This window comes from Methanolobus sp. (assembly GCF_016278365.1).
Classification (GTDB): Archaea; Halobacteriota; Methanosarcinia; order Methanosarcinales; family Methanosarcinaceae; genus Methanolobus.
In genome coordinates this window covers 201589-219344 of record NZ_JADQBZ010000002.1, presented here as the reverse complement: position 1 = coordinate 219344, position 17756 = coordinate 201589, and the positions used below count along the sequence as shown (strand labels likewise).

Sequence of the window (17756 nt, the reverse complement as noted above, 5' to 3'; positions counted from 1 at the left end):
TCTCACTTCTTTTTGTATATTGACCTTATGTTAAACAAAAAAAATAGATGGAGTCTCGTTGTTTTTGCAGTTATAGTGCTACTGCTGGTAGGTTCTATCTTCTTTTTCTGGATGAGGGCTAACGATGAGGTCCGGTCCATCGTAGAAGAACAATACCAGACTCAGCAGCTCATCCTTACTCAATATGTCTCATACTCTATCGGGGAACTGCTCAATGAAAGAGTGCTGCTGCTGGAGGTGGTGGCACAGAAACAGCAGGGTGTTCCTGATGACCTGTTCAGGTCTGAATTTGAAACGGTATATGAGGTCGCTGATATTTACTACGTGCTGGAGTTCATAGATGCAAATGGCACTGTCGTTTCAGGTTATCCTGTGGAGAATGTGCCTTTAGGTTTCAACCTTTATTCTAACAATATGACTTGGGCATTTGAACATGTCAGGGATACAGGAGAGGTTTATATCTCCGAACCAGTGAATACGATGGAAGGTATTTTCGGAGCTTATGTATGGGTCCCGGTGTTTGAGAACAGACAGTTCAGGGGTTCTATCCTCGGAATTGTTTCGGATGAGAACATTATAACACAATTTGAAACCACTTCGGACAGCAGTAATTATGTCTATATTGTAGACGATAAAGGCATGATACTCTACGATCAGTCAGGCACCTATGAGAAAGGCACAAATTATCTTGACCATATTGATCAGAATGATACTGACCGCCTGCATGTCCTTGAAGCACAGATGGGGGGAATGATGGGCAATGGTAAATACTGGCAGGAAACTACTGATGGCAGTGAATATGTGCTGGTTTCCTATTCCCCTATAAACTGGTACAATCAACGATGGTCTGTAGGTCTTACTAGCCCTGGAGATGCTGTTGATGACATTATTCTATCTGTTTATGTAAAACTGTTCACCGTGGCCGCGGTTTCTGTGCTCTTCATCCTGTTTGTGAGTTCCCAGGTCTATATTATTCTCCTTAACTGGAATAAGACCCTTGAGAGGGAAGTTGAGAAAAAGACCAGTGAACTCCAGGAATCCAATGAATCACTGACTGCTGCAAATATAAAGCTCAAGGAACTTGACGGGCTGAAGAATGAGTTCCTGTCCATGGTTTCGCATGAACTCAAGACTCCTTTGACTGCCATGAAAACTTCGAGTGAGTTCCTGCTGGAGGACCGGTGTGAGCCCGCTGTCAGGAATCAACTGCTTGCACTCATAGTACGCAATGTTGACAGGCAGGCAAGACTGGTCGATGACCTTCTGGACATTTCCAGGATCGAATCCAACAGGATTAAATTCAATATGGAACCGGTGAGCCTGCCGGAGGCTCTTGACCATTCAATTGAAAACATTCGCCGTCTCTCTGAAAGCAAAGGAGTTGTCCTCAGGGTGGATATGCCTCAGTCTCTTCCGGCAGTCATTGCGGACAGGGATAAGCTCATCCAGGTATTTGTCAACCTCCTGAACAACGCTGTCAAGTTCACTCAAAGGGGTGGGGCTGTAACTGTTCTTGCACAAGATTCCGGTGATAACATCGAGGTAGTTGTCAGTGATACGGGTATAGGTATCGATCCATCTCATGTCGGGCACATATTCGATAAGTTCTACCAGATAGACAGCACCTCAACCCGCACTGCAGGAGGTTGTGGTCTTGGGCTTGCAATCACAAAAGGTCTGGTTGAAGGTATGGGCGGCTCGATAAGAGTTGAGAGTAAGCCTGGTGTGGGTAGCAAATTTATTCTCACTCTAAAAAAGGCGCAGAGTTAAGTTCTATCATTCTGCAGTTCCGAAATAATCAATTGAATTAATTATATAAGGTCAGATAGAATTACTATAAGTAATTTCACAGAAATAATAATATTGCAGGTGAGGTTATAAGTGGTTTAGAGGGTGTGCAGCAAATGAAAAGATCATTGCTTGATGTAATGTTTGCATCTGAAAAGAGAAAGAATATGCTCTTATTATTACAGGATGGCAAAAAGGAGATGGGGACCCTCCTCAAGGCTCTTGAAACTAACAGGCAGGCACTACTACCTCAAGTAAAGATACTTCAGGAGCATTATCTGGTTACTCACTCTGATGATAGCTATGACCTGACAACCATTGGTAAATTGTTAGTTGATGAGATGAGCCCGTTAGTGGATACTCTTGAAGTTCTGGATGTAGATACTGAGTACTGGGGTACTCATAACTTTGATTTTATTCCACCTGATCTGCTTAAAAGAATTAATGAGCTGAGAAGCCATGAGATTATAAACCCTCGCCTGACAGATTTGTATTCTATGCACAAAAGATATCATGAACATAAAATAACCGAGTCAGTCTATTCAGTTGGTAACACTTTTTATCCGGATTATCAAACAAGATTCACTGAGATGATAGAGAATGGCATAACTATAAATTATATTGTGTCTGGGAATCTGTTGGATAAAGTAAGAACTGAATATTATGAATACTTCAAATTAGTCATCGAAAGTGGCTATTTTAAACTATATGTTTACAACAAAAAAATGAATTTCCTGTTCTTTACATTTGATGATTATCATATTGTCATAAACCCACTAAAGAAAGATGGTGACTTTGATAGCAAGTATATCTTATGCAGTACAGAAGATGCGCTTAAATGGGGAAAAGACCTCTTTGATCATTATCTGAAAGATTCAACACCAATAACTGAAATGTAATTCCTATTAAATTCAACTATCGTTCTCTCTTTTCTCTGAGATCAAACTGATTTCAAATGAATTACAGAGCGGATAACTTTACGTGAACCCTACTACTTGTAAAGATAAGGATAAAGCAAACTGAAATTATAATCTCATTAAAAAATAATATGTAAGGGTAATATAACATTGTCTCGACTTGAAACCCACGTTAATTAATCAATCGTAAGTGAATAAACGATTGAGCAAGATCAAATAACTTTTACCATGAATGGTTTTTATACCATTAAGCACTTTTACCCCTAGTTTCAATTGAGAGGTAGGATGAGGCGCCTGGAAACCACCACGCTTTAAGGCGCCTCTCTCCTTGCGAATCCGAGATGTTCCCCAACATCTCTCGATTAATCCACTCCCGCGTTTGCGAGCACCCCATTGCCCGCAAGTTGTAATAAGTAACCTGTTATATTTAACCTAACCTCTGATTAATAACAGAGGTAATGTTATTTTTATTAGGTTACTCTTTTTACATTAAGGTCTTAATTAGCAAGTTTAAAATTGCTTACTGATGCGCTGGGCATTATATGGAAATTCGCAACAGTATTTATACGTCATATTTCAAGATAGTTTCATTTTTTATTATAAATATAAAGTAGTTCATATAAAACTACCGACTATTCAATTACCTCGAGTTATCATTGAAAATCCAATGTCTTATTTTAACCAAGTTCCCAATTATTTTTATTTAACAGAATTAGTCTCTTGCATTGATTCCCTGCTATAATTTAAAGTAAAGCATTTATCAGGAGAATGAGAAAGATTACTAATAGTAAGCAAATAGAATATTATCATAATATCATTGGAGTACATCCTGTTATTGTATACTTACCCTGGAAATCTGCATTTCAAGGATTAATACTATGGTTGCAAACAAGAAAGCTACAAGCGAAAAGAAGGCGCAAGTCGTAAAAAAGGAATCAGGATCTGCTACATTAGAGACATCTGAAAATAACAAACCTTCTCAGGATGCTCAAGGCTTCTCCAATGGCAAGTTCCCTATTGTAGGCATTGGAGCATCTGCCGGTGGGCTATCTGCATTTGAGGAGTTCTTTTCAGCGATATCCCATGATAAATTAGGCATGGCCTTTGTTCTGGTGCAACACATGGCACCAGATTATAAAAGTATGCTCTCCGATATCATCAGGCGTTATACAAAAATGCAGGTATATGAAGTCACGGACAGGATGGTTGTAAAACCCGATAATGTATATGTTATTCCTCCCAACTGGGATATGGTCATTATAGATGGTCTCTTGAATTTGTTAGAGCCGGCTGAGGAACATGGCTATCGTCTGCCTATAGACTCTTTTTTCCGTTCTCTTGCATCTGATCAGAAGGAGTGTGCTATTGGTATTGTGCTCTCGGGCACCGGCAGTGATGGCACAATGGGTGTGCGGGCTATCAAGGCTGAAGGCGGTATGGTAATGGCGGAAAGCCCGGAACATAGTGAATATAACGGAATGCCGAAAAGTGCTATTGACACAGGTTTGGTCGACTATATCCTGAAACCGGGCGAGATGCCAGCTAAACTCCGGGAATATGTATCTCATATGTATGAAGATGAATTCCAGTCCTCTCCCAGTACTGAGGAAGCGATGAAAAGTATCTTCCATCTGTTGCTCACTCAGACGGGCCACGACTTTTCCCAATATAAACATAAGACCATAGACCGACGTATCAGGCGTCGCATGATCGTCAACAATATAAAACGTATAGACGGGTACGCGCACTACTTGCAACAGAAACCTGAGGAAATAGAGGCACTTTTCCTTGACCTGTTAATTGGTGTCACAAGTTTCTTCCGTAATTCCAAGGTCTTTGAAGCGCTTCAGACACATGCGATTCCCACTCTCTTTAACAATGAGCTGGTTTCAAAACCCCCCTTATATCTTTTTCCAACTCACCATAAAACATGCAATATCTAAAAGTCCTTTAAACACTACGTTAAGTCTTTCATATCTAATCACCAATCTTCTAAATCTCATCTTTAGCCATCCAAAAAATCGTTCAATCGCTCCTCTTCGATTGTAGGATACAGAATCAAATCTTGTAGGTCTTCCCCTTTTCCTTGTTTTCGTATTTCTGGGATTCATTGGAATGTTACTTTGTATCCTTCTAGACCTTAGATACTGTCTTATCTTCACATCATCATAAGCCGGATCTGCCAGAACTTCTAGTGGTCTTGTTCTTGGTCTTCCATCGGTTCTTATCTTGACATCTTTCATAAGTTCGAGGAAATGATGATTATCATAATCTTTCCCGCAAAATATTTGAATTGTAAGAGGAAAACCTTCGCAACTTACACAAGCATGAATCTTAATACCTTTCTTTTTCTTGTGGCCGTTGTAAGCGGAATCTTCTCCCCTTTTTTAGTTTCTATAAAACTGCTATCAACACACACCGTTTCCATTGAGAACTTAGAATCATGGTAAGCGGAATCCCGAAGGGATTCTATGATCTGTTCCCATATTCCTTCTTCTGACCACTTTTTCAGCCTTCTCCACGCAGTAACACCCGAACCATAGCAAGGTGGCAGGTCTCTCCACCTGCAACCTGTAGCCAGGACAAACAGAATGCCATTGATGACCTTACGGTCATCAGCTCTCTTTCTTCCGGTTATAGGTTGTGGTGGTAAAAACGGTTTAATAAACTTCCACTGTTCATCTGAGAGTTCTTCAAACCCCATTCAAATCCCCATAATAATGTTGGGAAAAGGAGTATTTATACTTATGAAACCAGCTCAATAAATCTCCAGGCCAGATGATCCGCGTCTGGGTGATAGGTTGCTCCACCGGAGAAGAAGCATACTCAATCGCCATTCTTCTTCAGGAACAGATGGAAAAGCTGAAGCAAAAATATAAGGTACAGATGTTTGCCACCGATATTGATAGCCGGACAATTGAGCAGGCCCGCAAAGGCGTGTATCCTGCCAATATTTCAGCAGATGTCTCACCTGAAAGACTAAAGCGCTATTTTGTCCATGATCCCAAACTCGACACCTATAGCATTGAAAAGAACATCCGCGATATGATCATCTTTTCAGAACAGGATCTGATCATGGATCCTCCGTTCTCCAAAATGGACCTGATCAGCTGCCGTAACCTGCTGATATACCTGAACAGGGAAACGCAGAATAAGCTCATTCCTATGTTCCATTATGCGCTGAATCCGGGTGGATTCCTATTACTTGGCTCTTCCGAGAGCATTGGAGAATTCTCTAATCTCTTTGATACAGTAGACCGCCAGTCCCGGCTATATCAAAGCAAAGCGATTCCCCGCCCCTATTCGATAGAAACTTTCCTTTCATCTTCCCAGGGAAAAGGTATACCGCAGGAACCCTCAAGAAAACCTTCAGGCGGCAATAAACTTCAATTGCGTGAACTGACAGAAAAAAGGATGCTGCAGGAGTACGCTCCGGCAGGTGTGCTGGTCGACGAACGTGGTGATATCCTCTATTTCCAGGGAGAGACCGGTCCATATCTACGATTACCTTCAGGTGAGCCTAGTCAAAATATCCTGAAGATGGCGCGTAAAGGGCTTAAGGAGGCTTTGACTGCAGCCCTGCGCAAGTCAGTGGTCCATAAAGAGCAGGTAACCCGTTCCGGACTTCGGGTTAAGACAAATGGTGATTTTACCATCGTCAATTTAAAAGTGCGACCTTTAGAAGAGGCTGGTGACCAAAAACTGTTCCTTGTCACCTTTGAAATACCTTCAGAACCCGTACTCCATAAAGAGAAAGATGCAGTTAACGAAAGCGAGGAGGAAAGCGTTGCAGCCTTGAAAGAAGAGCTGAGGACCACAGAGGAATATCTCAAATCTGCTAATGAGGAACTGGAAATCTCCAATGAGGAGCTCAAATCCTCCAATGAAGAGATGCAGTCCATGAACGAGGAATTCCAATCCACGAACGAGGAGCTGGAGACTTCCAGGGAGGAACTGCAATCCGTCAACGAGGAATTGATCACTGTAAACAATGAACTGCAGACCAAGATTGGAGAGCTGTCTGAAGCTAATGAGGAGACGAACAAGATACTGGCTTCAACAAATGTGGGTATTATTATTGTGGATAACCAGTTGCGTATCCGGCGCTTTACACCTGCAGCCACGAAAGTGATCAATTTGATACCTACAGATGTAGGAAGGCCTATCAAGCATACCGTTTCAAACATATCAGGCTATAACAATCTGATACCGGACATACAGGGCATGCTGGATAGCCTTGTTCCTGTGGATATTGAAGTCAGTACTGATGCAGGTGAATGGTATGTCATGGCCATCCGGCCATATCTCTCCTTGAAAAATGAAGTTGAAGGTGCTGTGATCACATTTACTGAGATCACCAGACTAAAGGAGAAGCAGGAGGAACAGGTAAAGACACTGCGCCGCCTGTCCGTGGTGGTGCAGGACTCTGTGGATGCTATAGTTCTGCAGGATATGGAGGGTAACATCATGGCATGGAACCCTATGGCTGAGAATATGTATGGCTGGAACGAAGATGAAGCACTTTCTATGAATATTAGCAGCATGATCCCGGAGGACCGAAAAGACGAAGAATCAGCTACATTGAAAAAGCTAATTCAGGCTGAGATCCCGCAGACTTATCGTACCCAACGACTCACTAAAGACGGCCGTATAATAGATGTGTGGGTGACATCTACCCCTCTGGCAGATGAGGATGGTAATGTTTATTCAGTATCTACCACTGAGCGTCAGATAAAATACTGAATAGACCAAACATCTTTAGACCTGAGTTATAATTGTAGATTGCTGCCTGTAGTATTCAAGCAGTTCTTTTCCCCACTCAAGGGCAGCAGGTCCACATATCTGCAGTTTCTTACTATCTAATATATGCTCGTGTGTGAACAGTCTGAAACGAATACATTCATCAGTAACAATAAGAGATGCAAAACCAAGATCACCGGGATATACGTATAGTGAGATGAATTCAAGATCAACTATCTCTTTTAAGTGATCATAATAATCCTCTTTAGCCTTTTCGTAAAAGTCCCGGGTGATAATGACCGATATATCTATGTTATGTTCTATCATCTGAACGTAAAAGTCATGAAATGTGGGGTAGAGAACAGAACTGGCCTCAAACCAGTATTTCGACTTCAAGGCTTTCTGGTACATTTCTATATCCGGATTGAACATCTCGTATATGGGAATGTTAATTACATCATAAGAACCAAGTAGAGGTAGTTTCTCTAAAAGATACTCCGGAATAAAATCAATGCAATGTGTTCCTAAATAATCTGAGTTCTCGCCAAATGTCTCCGCAATTTTTAAAAAGGATGCCATTTCCTTGACGATCAATTTCCCAATTGTAGTCAGCTCATAAATGTCATCGTGCTGGGATACAAGGTGCCTTTCCTTTAATACTTTCATCTGTGGAAGCAGCGCTGTTCTGGTTGTATCCAGTGATCTCAGGATAGCTTCCATCTCCCTGGGCCCATCCTGTAATAGCATAAGTGTCTTTTTTCTCTTCTCTGATGAAAGCAGTATTTCAACAATCGGTCTTTTCATCTTGTCTCACATTTAAATGATAATGAACGCATATAAGATTTTTCTCGGATCATAAGTGATATGTACAAATATATGGATATGATATTGGAAAAAATTCAAGATTGCATGGTTTGGAAGAGAGCATTCCATACAAATCTACACGCTAAATTGACCTCTTTTAATATTTGGATCGCAGAGAAGGCAGGAACAATTCAGTATTTAGTGTTTTTACTGCCTGTCAACTGGAATAGTGAACGTAAAAATGCTCCCTTTACCAGGTTTACTTTCCAGTTGTATATTTCCTCCAATCATTCCTGTAAATTCTTTTGCAATATATAATCCAAGCCCAACGCCATCAAAATTCCTTGTAAGGGATGAGTCAATCTGGGAAAAAGGTTTGAACAGCTTGTTCTGGTTCTCTGCGGATATGCCGATGCCTGTATCCTCAACAATGACTGTCAGGGTACCTTTGCTTCTTGAAACGAATTTTATAGTGACCGTTCCTTTCGCAGGAGTGAATTTGATTGCATTGCTGATAAGGTCATAAAGGATTGTTTTGAATTTACTTTCGTCAGAATATATCTTTTTTATGCCAGTTTCTAAATTAAAATGTATGTCTATCTCTTTCTGTTGTGCAAGCGGCATTGTAGAAGCTTCTATATTTTTAATAACAGACAGGAGAAGGAAGTCTTTTTTCTCTGTTCCCATCTTTCCTTCTTCAATCTGGGAGTGCTCTATGATGGCATTAATAAGCATCAGCAATCGCCCTCCACTTCTGGCAACAATATCCATGCAACTCTTCTGTTCAGTATTAAGGGGCCCAAGGTCACCTTTACAAAGAATGTCAGAATATCCTATGATATGGTTGAGGGGAGTTCTCAGTTCATGACTCATGGTGGTTATAAAATCTTTTTTCATCTGGGAGGCATTGTCCGAAAGGGCCTTTGCCATCAAAATGGCTTTTACAGCTTTTTTCCTGTCAGTTATATCATTACCTGAGGCCAGAAGCCCCTGTATGTTGCCATTTGTGTCCTCCAGCAGTATATTACTCCACTCAAATGTCCTTATTTCCCTATCCTTTGTCAGGACAGGTGATTCAAAAGATACATTGAGGGATGTTTCACTCTTCATTAGTTTCCGATACTCTTCTCTTGCAGTTTCCCTGGTATCTTCCGGCAGGATAATATTGAAATAGTCCTTACCTACAAGCTCGCTTTCTTTGTATCCGAGGATCTCACAACCTTTTCTATTTATCAGGATTATGTTTCCATTTATATCTGTGACAAGTATGCTGACGGCTACAACGTCAAGATACTTTTGAGCTTTATCCCTTTCTTGCCGAAGGTTCATTTCAATCTGTTTGAGCAGGGCGATATCTACCATCAGGCCATTTATGCCTGTAACTTTTCCGTGGCTTATGATAGGACGGGATGTAGTATGCACATAACTGATATCTCCCGATCTTCTTATAACACGGAACATATAGGGTTTTCTCTCACCGGCGATTGTCAACCGGATATCTTCCACAAGTCCGGGAAGGTCTTCAGGATGAATATACCGCGCATATGGTGTTCCGATGACCTCTTCTTTTTTATACCCCGTCATATTTTCGATGGCTGAATTGAGATAAGTGAATATGCCCTCGTTGTCGATAGTAAAAACTACATCATTAAGATTCTCCAGGCGCTCGTTGTAGAAATCCTGTGTTCTTACCAGTTCTTTTCTGACTATTTCAAGCTCTTTGCTAAGATGCCGGACCCTGGATCTGAGGAATGTGTTCGTCCTTTTTGCATTTGAATGTTTTTTATCGGTGGCAGTATTTTTAGAATTCATGCTTACAAAAAATCCATTATTAAGTTTATATATTTATTAACTTTTGAAGTACTTAAGTTTTGTGAGAATTCGCTAAATGGGTATAGGTCTGATACAAATCAATCCTCTTGCCAAATTGTCTGTAAATACCTGGTCTGTATGCTTATTTTTATACACCTATCAAATTTTAATATATATTGCAGATTCACTTTTAAACTATAAGGACATAATCAACTATTATACAAAAAACACTTTGTATAAATGGGGAGTAGATATGGGGTTAGATGAAATAATCAAAGAAATAACTCATGAAACTGAGAGCATAGTGAATACCAAGACACTGATTGGTGAACCCACTACCTGGGAAGGGAAGACCATAATGCCGATAATGAAAGTTTCTGCCGGTTTCGGGAGTGCTGGCGGGGAAAATCATCAGGAAAGCGGGCAGGCAGGGTACGCCGGTGGAGGATATGCCGGGGTTAACATGGAACCTATTGGTTTTGTTGTGATCTCGGAAGAAGATGTCCGTTTGCTCACATTGTCGGGTAGAAGCAGTTTCAATAGCATTATAGACGTGATCCCTGAACTGGCAAGCAGACTGCCTTATGCCGCATCCAGAGTAAAGGATGCCGGCACCCACATGGCCGAAGATGTTAATAAAAAGATCAGGGAAAGGCGAGAGAAGCGGTCTGAGGAAGGAAAAACTTCGATGACCGATAGGGTCAAAGAGGGCGCAGGAAAGATAAGTCAGAGAATGAAGGATATGCAATCTGAGGAAGGCTCAATGACTGAAAAAGTCAGGCATGGCGCTGAAGAGGTAAGTAGGAAAGCAAAAGAGCTGAGAGGAAAGGTTGAAGGTGAATCTGAAAGCGAAAGCAGCCAGCCATTTGGTGAAAAAGAACCTTCCGAAGAGAACAAGCAGGCTTTTGGAAGCCGATCACTGGAAGAAGGTGGCTCAGGTGGAAGCAGCCAATCCTTCGGTGGCAGGGGGGGAGCTTAAACTCCCCTTACGCTATTTTAGTGTACTATTTTTAATAACCATACCTACACTTTTCTCTGTTCTCTACTTTTATTTCTGGATGAAGGTCCGGCAGATCTTGCCGGACTAGTAATATCCATGGAAACAACTAAAGAACAGCTGCATTCTATCATTCAGTTGCTTGAGGAGTGCTATCTCATCAGGAGAAAACGGTGTTTACAGGTTGACTCGTATTGGGGAGTTAATTACAGAGGAACTGACACCTCTTTTAACTCCTGAGGAGTTCATTAATAGTGCTGATAGCTATTGGCTGAACCGGAAACCGGATTTTATTCCTCCGTTTTTGCTGAGAAAGTTGCATGAAGTTAATCGCTGCAATGTCATACAACCTTACTTTTCTGATATCTATGACTACAACAAGCAGGCTCATGAAAACTCTCTTTATTCAAAATCATTCCGCATGGTTGCGGCCGGTCTTCACCCTGGCTTTCCTGAGCTGTTCTCGGATATGATCAACAGGGGGGTAAACCTGTCATTGATATTTGATAGCCCGGACTCGGTGGAATGGGGGAAAGAAACTCTTTAATTATTACTTGCAGGACTCCGTACCCTTAACTGAAGTTTAGGATATTTTGTTTCCTGAACTTCTGGAGAAACCGGTCTAATTTAAAAAATATTGAATGATTCTACGCCGAGGTTGGGGGCCGGCAACACAGTAAAAAGCCTACATGGTAGAACAGTATTTTTCTTTATATATGCGTTGTGGGTAGAATGGGCGACTTTTTCCAGAACATCGGGTGGGTTTGTCCCACCAGGTACAATTTTTCTACGTTTGCGTGTTTTATATTGAACAGGTTAGATATCATCTTTTCTGACCGTAAGGGGTGTAATGCTGCCTTTCGGGACATTTTCACATTATCCGGGTGGAGGGCTATGTGCTTTTAGATCACTAAGATATTGAACCACAGTAGGTGTGTTGAGCTTTAGATAAATGGTGGCGATGATGAGAAAATTCAACTATGTTTTGATTTCAGATGACTGCAAGCCTGCCGGAGTCGGTTATGCTGAATCCGTCCTCGTCGGATATGTAGCCCATGTCCTTGAGTTCCCGGATGTGGTTGTAGGCCATGCCCCTAGAGATGCCTACCTTTACGGCGATGGCGGTGACCGACTTCTCCCCGAACCTGATGTGCTCCAGGATAGCCTTCTTGGTGGGCGAGATGTTGAAGCCCAAGATTGGGAACTCTATCATGAAGTTGTCCTCCTCGGTCACATATACGATCCGCTTTACCATGTCGCTACGTGCATAGGCCCCGAACAGCGTCCCGAAAGCCTGCGGCTTTCTGCCCCCCGACACGTTGATCATTACCTGGTTACCCAGATCATGTTCCTTCTCGATGGCATCTGCCACATCCAGTGCAACCCTCACCGGATCGTACAGGGAGGTAATGAGTTTCTTAATCTCAATGAACTTCCCGAAAGTAGCCTCCAGCATATTCTCTGCCTGAACTTTCTTGTCCACGGCTCCGTCTTCTGTGAGAATTATTACCTTGGTCGGTGAGAGGCGTGTTATGCAGAACAGTACAGGATCAAGGGTGTAGAGAGTGGTGATGAGCGTTAGGTGGGACATTGTATGATAATATCGTATAGGTACTATATATTTGTGAGTGGTATATGTAGTGATAAGTAGGTTTGTATGTGTCACTGTTTAGAGCAAGTATAGCAAAGTATATATTAGGGGTATACAGTATTGCTATTGTTAAATATTTAATCTAATAAGCCATTTAATAGACTACAATCCACAATATCTAATATGGTTGGTGACAATGTATAAAAACTGGGGAAAAACCGATACTGCAAAGAATTCTGCGGATCGACGTTATCATTTGTTGGTATACCACTGCTTGGATGTAGCTGCTTCAGGTAATCTTTTGTTGAGAAAAGACCCTCTTCTCCTTAAAAAACTGAAAGAACATCTTCCATTGGATGATGAACAAATCATTTCTTTGGTATCTTTTTACCTTGCAATCCATGATATTGGCAAATTCTCAGAACGATTTCAAAATCTTCAGCCGGAGTTATTAGTCAATCTTAGAGGACACGACAGTACAAGAAGTTATAGTCTTCGCCATGATAGCATGGGCTCCTACTTGTGGAAAGCACTATGGGATAAAATATGGGATGAAAATTGGCTTTGTCTTGACAAAACTTCTTTTGATTCCTATGATTGGAATGACCTATTAACTCCATGGATTACTTCCACAACTGGTCATCATGGAAACCCTCCAAAAAACATGAACAATGGTCTCTCAATAAATCAAAATGATTTATTCACTGAAGAAGATCTCGACATGGCAGGTTCATTTATAAAAAAAACATCTTCCCTCCTACTAAAAAATGCATTCGATGTTTTTTCAAGTTCGGATGGTTATGGATATGAGTTTGAGGATATAGAGGCTGCATTCAAAATTACTTCTTGGTTACTCGCAGGTATCGTGATTGTAAGTGATTGGATAGGTTCTTCAAACGAACACTTCAAGTATTTATCCGAATTCATTCCATTAGAGGAGTATTGGAAAGAACATGCTTTGCCATCGGCAGAAAAAGCACTTTCAGACTCAGGTATTCTTCCATCGTTAGTATCGCCAAATTCAGGAATTAACACGCTATTTCCAGAGATTGAAGTCCCCAGTCCGATGCAAGAATATGTATCTAACTGTCTTATTGCTGATTGTGCCCAGCTTTTCATATTGGAAGATATTACAGGCAGCGGGAAAACCGAGTCAGCTTTATGTTTAGCTCATAGAATAATGATGCAAGGCATAGAGAATGGAATTTACTTCGGCCTACCAACAATGGCAACATCGAATGCTATGTACGGAAGATTAGCGAATCTTTATAATAACTTGTATGGACCCGATTCTTTTCCTTCATTGGTGCTTGCACATGGTCAAAGCCATTTGTCAGGTGTATTTAGTAAATCTATTGGCACTAGGAGTTCTCAAAGTGATCGGGGGAACTTTTCGCAAGAAGATGAAACGGTTTCTGCCCAGTGTTCAGCTTGGATAGCTGACAGCCGTAAAAAAGCTTTACTTGCTGATGTAGGAGTAGGGACCATTGACCAAGCTTTGATGGGTGTCCTACCTTCAAATCACCAGTCTCTAAGATTGCTGGGCTTGTCGCGTAACGTTTTGATTGTTGATGAAGTCCATGCATATGATCCCTATATGCACAGAATTCTATGTACCCTTTTAGAGTTCCACGCATCAATGGGTGGAAGTGCAATTCTTCTCTCCGCCACACTACCAATAAAGCACCGCAGAGAGTTGGCATCTCATTTTTGTAAAGGTTTGGGATGCTCGATAGAGGGGATTTCAAAAGAAGAATATCCTCTCCTGACACACGTTTGCGAATCCGGTTTTTCTGAGACAAAAATAGAATCTCGTGAAGGAACCGGACGTACCGTAAATGTTGAGCTTTTCAATGATGAATCTGCAGTAATCGACAAACTTGTGTCGTGTTCTGCTGAAGGAAAATGCAGTTGTTGGATACGCAACACTGTAGACGATGCAATTGAATCCTGTAACAGGCTTGTATCTTTACTAGGGACAGATTCAGTAATCCTTTTCCATGCAAGATATGCAATGGGTGATCGCCTGAAGATTGAGAATGAAGTTCTTAATTCGTTTGGAAAAACAAGTGGTGTTCAGGAGCGCAGAAGCAAGGTACTGATTGCCACTCAGGTTGTAGAGCAATCATTAGATCTTGATTTTGATTATATGGTTACGGATCTAGTTCCTATTGATCTTGTTTTTCAGCGGGCTGGACGTTTGCAGCGCCATTGCCGTGATACAAACGGTGCTATTGGTGAGCATGAAGAAAGGGGCACTCCCGTTCTTGGAATCCTCTCGCCTAAACTGACAGATCTGGTCTCAAAAGATTGGTACTCTGATATGTTCCCAAAGGGAGCACATGTTTACCAGTCACACGGCCAGTTGTGGCTTACGGCTCATCTGCTTTCTGAACATGGAAGTTTCAAAGTGCCTGATGAAAGCAGACATTTCATAGAAGGTGTTTTTGGTGAAAATGCAAGCGAAAAGGTCCCGGAAAAACTGAAAGCTCTTGACGAAAAGGCATACGGGGAAGCAATGGCACAAACGTCAATGGCTAATTTCAAATCCCTTAATCTGTCGCAGGGTTACGTGCGCTCAGGTACTCAGTGGCTGGATGATGTTGTAATTCCTACCCGCCTTGGAGAATCAGTGACTATTCGCCTTTTAAGAGTTGAAAATGGAGTTCTTGTTCCCATGTTTTTTTCTGAAGGTCATTCATGGGATATGAGTCAATTAAGCGTCAGTGGTGGCCGTATAAGGTATGTGGATGATTATGGCAAGGAAATGAACGGGTTAATAGAGAAATCTAAGGATTCGATGAAGGACAAAGGTAAATGGAGTTTATTGATTCCTATGTTTTCCGACGATGGAATCAATTGGAAAGGTTCTGCATTGAACAAATACAAAAAACAAGTATTGTTAACGTACAATTCAGAAATTGGTCTTAGAATAAATAAAGAATAGGCTGGTGATAACACGGTTTTTAACTTGATTAATGAAAAGTGGATATGGGTAAAAAGGCAGGACGGCAAAAAGGAGAAAATAGCTCCATGGGAGATTACTGATGAACTAGATTCAAATCCGGTTATTTCACTGGCTGCATCACGTCCGGATTTTAACGGTTCCCTAATCCAGTTCCTGATTGGCCTGGCACAAACCATAATGTCTCCAAGAAATGAAAGAGGTTGGAGAAAATATTTCACCAATCCGCCAAAAACAGATGATTTGCATGTTATGTTTGAGGAAGTATCTGATGCTTTCAATCTGGATGGGGAAAATGAACGTTTTATGCAGGATTATGAATCGTTTGAAGGGGTTGAGAACCGTGTGGAAGCGTTGTTAATGGAGATGCCAGGTGAGAAAACTCTGAAAGATAACACGGATCATTTCATAAAAAGAGATTATATCTCAAAAATGTGTATTCCGTGTTGTGCAACTGCACTGTTTAATCTGCAATTAAATGCACCTTCTGGTGGACAAGGTCATCGTACCTCCCTTCGAGGCGGAGGACCACTAACAACATTGGTTCTAGGAAATAATCTCTGGCAAACTATATGGTTAAATGTCATCACTGAAGAAAACTTTGAAAGATTAGGAGATGTTAGTAAAACTCAAATCGGCGATATTTTTCCTTGGATGAAGCCTACTCGTACAAGTGAAAAAAAAGGGATGGAAACAACTCCTATGGATGTAAACCCAAAACAGATGTATTGGGGGATGCCACGTCGAATCAGTCTTGACTTTGATAATATTAAAGAAGGATTCTGTGACGTGTGCGGCTGTAGTTCTGATGGACTTGTTTCCGATTACATTACGAAGAATTATGGAATTAACTATGAGGGAGGGTGGTGTCATGTTTTGAGTCCTCATAGTGAAACTAAAGATGCCCTATTACCAAGGCACCCACAGCCAGGAGGAATAACTTATCGTCACTGGCTGGGTCTTGTTCAAAACGATCCCGAAAGAGGTCAGCATCCATCTCTAGCACTTGAAAAGTTTATTAACAAGCAGCAAGACCTTGTCAAACTAGACGATGTTTTCCAATATCCTCCTCAATTATGGACATTTGGCTATGATTTCGATAACATGAAAGTTCGTTGCTGGTATGAAAATACCATGCCTTTGTTCAATGTTCCTGATCAGATAAGACTCTCGTATGAATCTGTCATATCTCAATTGGTAAAGACTGCTGAGATTATAGGGTACAACACCCGAAGCTGTATCAAACAGGCACTATTTAAGGACAATTCTATTAAAGGTGACATGTCTTTTATCGATTCGCGTTTCTGGCATGATACCGAGCCTGAATTCTACAGGGTCTTGAATAAATTAATCCAAGAGTTGGAAAACAACCCCGATGTTGCGGATTTAAAAATTCAATGGGTACGGACACTATCAAAGGTATCTGTAAAATTGTATGATGAATATTCTCAATCCATGCAGCTAAGTGTAGTTGATCCCGAAAAAGTGGCTATAGCTCGCAGAGATCTTAGAAGATACAATTCAGAAGGTGGTAAGAAAATAAGGGAAACTCTGGGATTGCCTAACTCAAAAGAATAGATGTTCATTCGTAACTACAACTGTACTTCAGAAAGGTGATTAGAATTGGTAATAAACAAAAATTCATTGGATAGGAATCCCGAAGCATGTGGGGTTTTGCTTACATGGTGGAAGGATTTGGATAATAACCGGGGAGATAGGGCTGCTCTTCGCAGATGCCATAATACAGTGGACATAGTGTTCAATCCAGCTTACCACAAACTCTGGCTTACTATGAATAAGCTTGGTTTTGGAAACCGCGATTCTGTTGCATTGATTGCTGGAGTATTGGCTAACGTAAAAAATCATCAGGGAGGGGAGTCGTTTGCTGCTCAGATGGCGAGCATGAAAGATGATTCAAATCCGCAGATTAGCAGTCTAAGGTTTAAGAGATTGTTGAAAATCAAAGATAAAGAGGAATTGTTCAACTCGATCGTTCGGATTGTTAAACTGATGGATGGAAGTGTCAATGCCTGCAATCTTGCAACTGGTCTCTACTGGTGGAATGATTACACAAAGAAAGAATGGGCTTATAGCTACTATGAGAAAGCATCTGAAAGTAAACGTTAGAACTCAGGAGGAAAA

Annotated in this window: 14 protein-coding genes; 9 read left to right on the top strand and 5 right to left on the bottom strand. The window is 41.2% G+C overall.

Annotated features, from left to right (window positions below; genetic code table 11):
* Nucleotides 1-27: 27 nt before the first annotated feature.
* From QZZ22_RS01130 to QZZ22_RS01120, 3 genes are all read left to right on the top strand, one after another.
* Nucleotides 28-1770, top strand: coding sequence for a sensor histidine kinase (locus QZZ22_RS01130; RefSeq protein WP_292461780.1), 1743 nt, complete (start codon nt 28-30; stop codon nt 1768-1770).
* A 134-nt stretch (nt 1771-1904) separates the two neighbouring features.
* Nucleotides 1905-2687 (top strand): winged helix-turn-helix domain-containing protein, encoded by a 783-nt coding sequence (locus QZZ22_RS01125; RefSeq protein WP_292461778.1) that lies wholly within the window; start codon nt 1905-1907, stop codon nt 2685-2687.
* A gap of 896 nt (nt 2688-3583) precedes the next feature.
* Nucleotides 3584-4648, top strand: a complete 1065-nt coding sequence (locus tag QZZ22_RS01120) for a chemotaxis protein CheB (protein ID WP_292461777.1) — start codon at nt 3584-3586, stop codon at nt 4646-4648.
* On the opposite strand, the gene QZZ22_RS01115 is transcribed toward QZZ22_RS01120, so the two are convergent.
* Nucleotides 4607-5038, bottom strand: coding sequence for a transposase (locus tag QZZ22_RS01115; protein WP_292462171.1), 432 nt, complete (start codon nt 5036-5038; stop codon nt 4607-4609). The two genes, QZZ22_RS01120 and QZZ22_RS01115, sit on opposite strands and share 42 nt — an antisense overlap.
* A complete protein-coding gene (locus tag QZZ22_RS01110; protein WP_292461773.1) occupies nt 5023-5409 on the bottom strand; it encodes an IS5 family transposase in 387 nt (128 codons plus the stop codon). Before QZZ22_RS01110 ends, QZZ22_RS01115 begins: the two co-directional genes overlap by 16 nt.
* A 74-nt stretch (nt 5410-5483) precedes the next feature.
* On the opposite strand from QZZ22_RS01110, the gene QZZ22_RS01105 reads away from it, so the two are divergent.
* Complete coding sequence (locus QZZ22_RS01105; protein ID WP_292461771.1) at nt 5484-7448, top strand: CheR family methyltransferase; 1965 nt, start codon at nt 5484-5486, stop codon at nt 7446-7448.
* 15 nt (nt 7449-7463) lie between these two features.
* Here QZZ22_RS01105 and QZZ22_RS01100 read toward each other — a convergent pair whose 3' ends face one another.
* Together QZZ22_RS01100 and QZZ22_RS01095 are read right to left on the bottom strand one after the other, a co-directional pair.
* Nucleotides 7464-8249, bottom strand: coding sequence for a winged helix-turn-helix domain-containing protein (locus QZZ22_RS01100; RefSeq protein WP_292461770.1), 786 nt, complete (start codon nt 8247-8249; stop codon nt 7464-7466).
* A gap of 207 nt (nt 8250-8456) precedes the next feature.
* Nucleotides 8457-10061, bottom strand: coding sequence for a PAS domain-containing sensor histidine kinase (locus QZZ22_RS01095; protein WP_292461768.1), 1605 nt, complete (start codon nt 10059-10061; stop codon nt 8457-8459).
* A gap of 253 nt (nt 10062-10314) precedes the next feature.
* On the opposite strand from QZZ22_RS01095, the gene QZZ22_RS01090 reads away from it, so the two are divergent.
* Nucleotides 10315-11040, top strand: coding sequence for a spore germination protein GerW family protein (locus QZZ22_RS01090; protein WP_292461767.1), 726 nt, complete (start codon nt 10315-10317; stop codon nt 11038-11040).
* Between the two features lie 202 nt (nt 11041-11242).
* Nucleotides 11243-11605, top strand: coding sequence for a hypothetical protein (locus QZZ22_RS01085; RefSeq protein ID WP_292461765.1), 363 nt, complete (start codon nt 11243-11245; stop codon nt 11603-11605).
* A gap of 444 nt (nt 11606-12049) precedes the next feature.
* Here the strand turns inward: QZZ22_RS01085 and csa3 are convergent, their stop codons facing one another.
* A complete protein-coding gene (csa3, locus tag QZZ22_RS01080) occupies nt 12050-12649 on the bottom strand; it encodes a CRISPR-associated CARF protein Csa3 (protein ID WP_292461763.1) in 600 nt (199 codons plus the stop codon).
* 196 nt (nt 12650-12845) lie between these two features.
* Between csa3 and cas3 the strand changes: the two genes are divergently transcribed.
* The 3 genes from cas3 to casB are packed head-to-tail and all read left to right on the top strand — an operon-like array spanning nt 12846 to nt 17741.
* Nucleotides 12846-15596 carry a CRISPR-associated helicase Cas3' gene (cas3, locus tag QZZ22_RS01075; RefSeq protein WP_292461761.1) on the top strand — a complete coding sequence of 917 codons (2751 nt, stop codon included), beginning with the start codon at nt 12846-12848 and terminating at the stop codon, nt 15594-15596.
* A 24-nt stretch (nt 15597-15620) separates the two neighbouring features.
* Nucleotides 15621-17192, top strand: a complete 1572-nt coding sequence (casA, locus tag QZZ22_RS01070) for a type I-E CRISPR-associated protein Cse1/CasA (protein ID WP_292461759.1) — start codon at nt 15621-15623, stop codon at nt 17190-17192.
* 45 nt (nt 17193-17237) lie between these two features.
* A complete protein-coding gene (casB, locus tag QZZ22_RS01065; RefSeq protein WP_292461757.1) occupies nt 17238-17741 on the top strand; it encodes a type I-E CRISPR-associated protein Cse2/CasB in 504 nt (167 codons plus the stop codon).
* Nucleotides 17742-17756 lie beyond the last annotated feature (15 nt).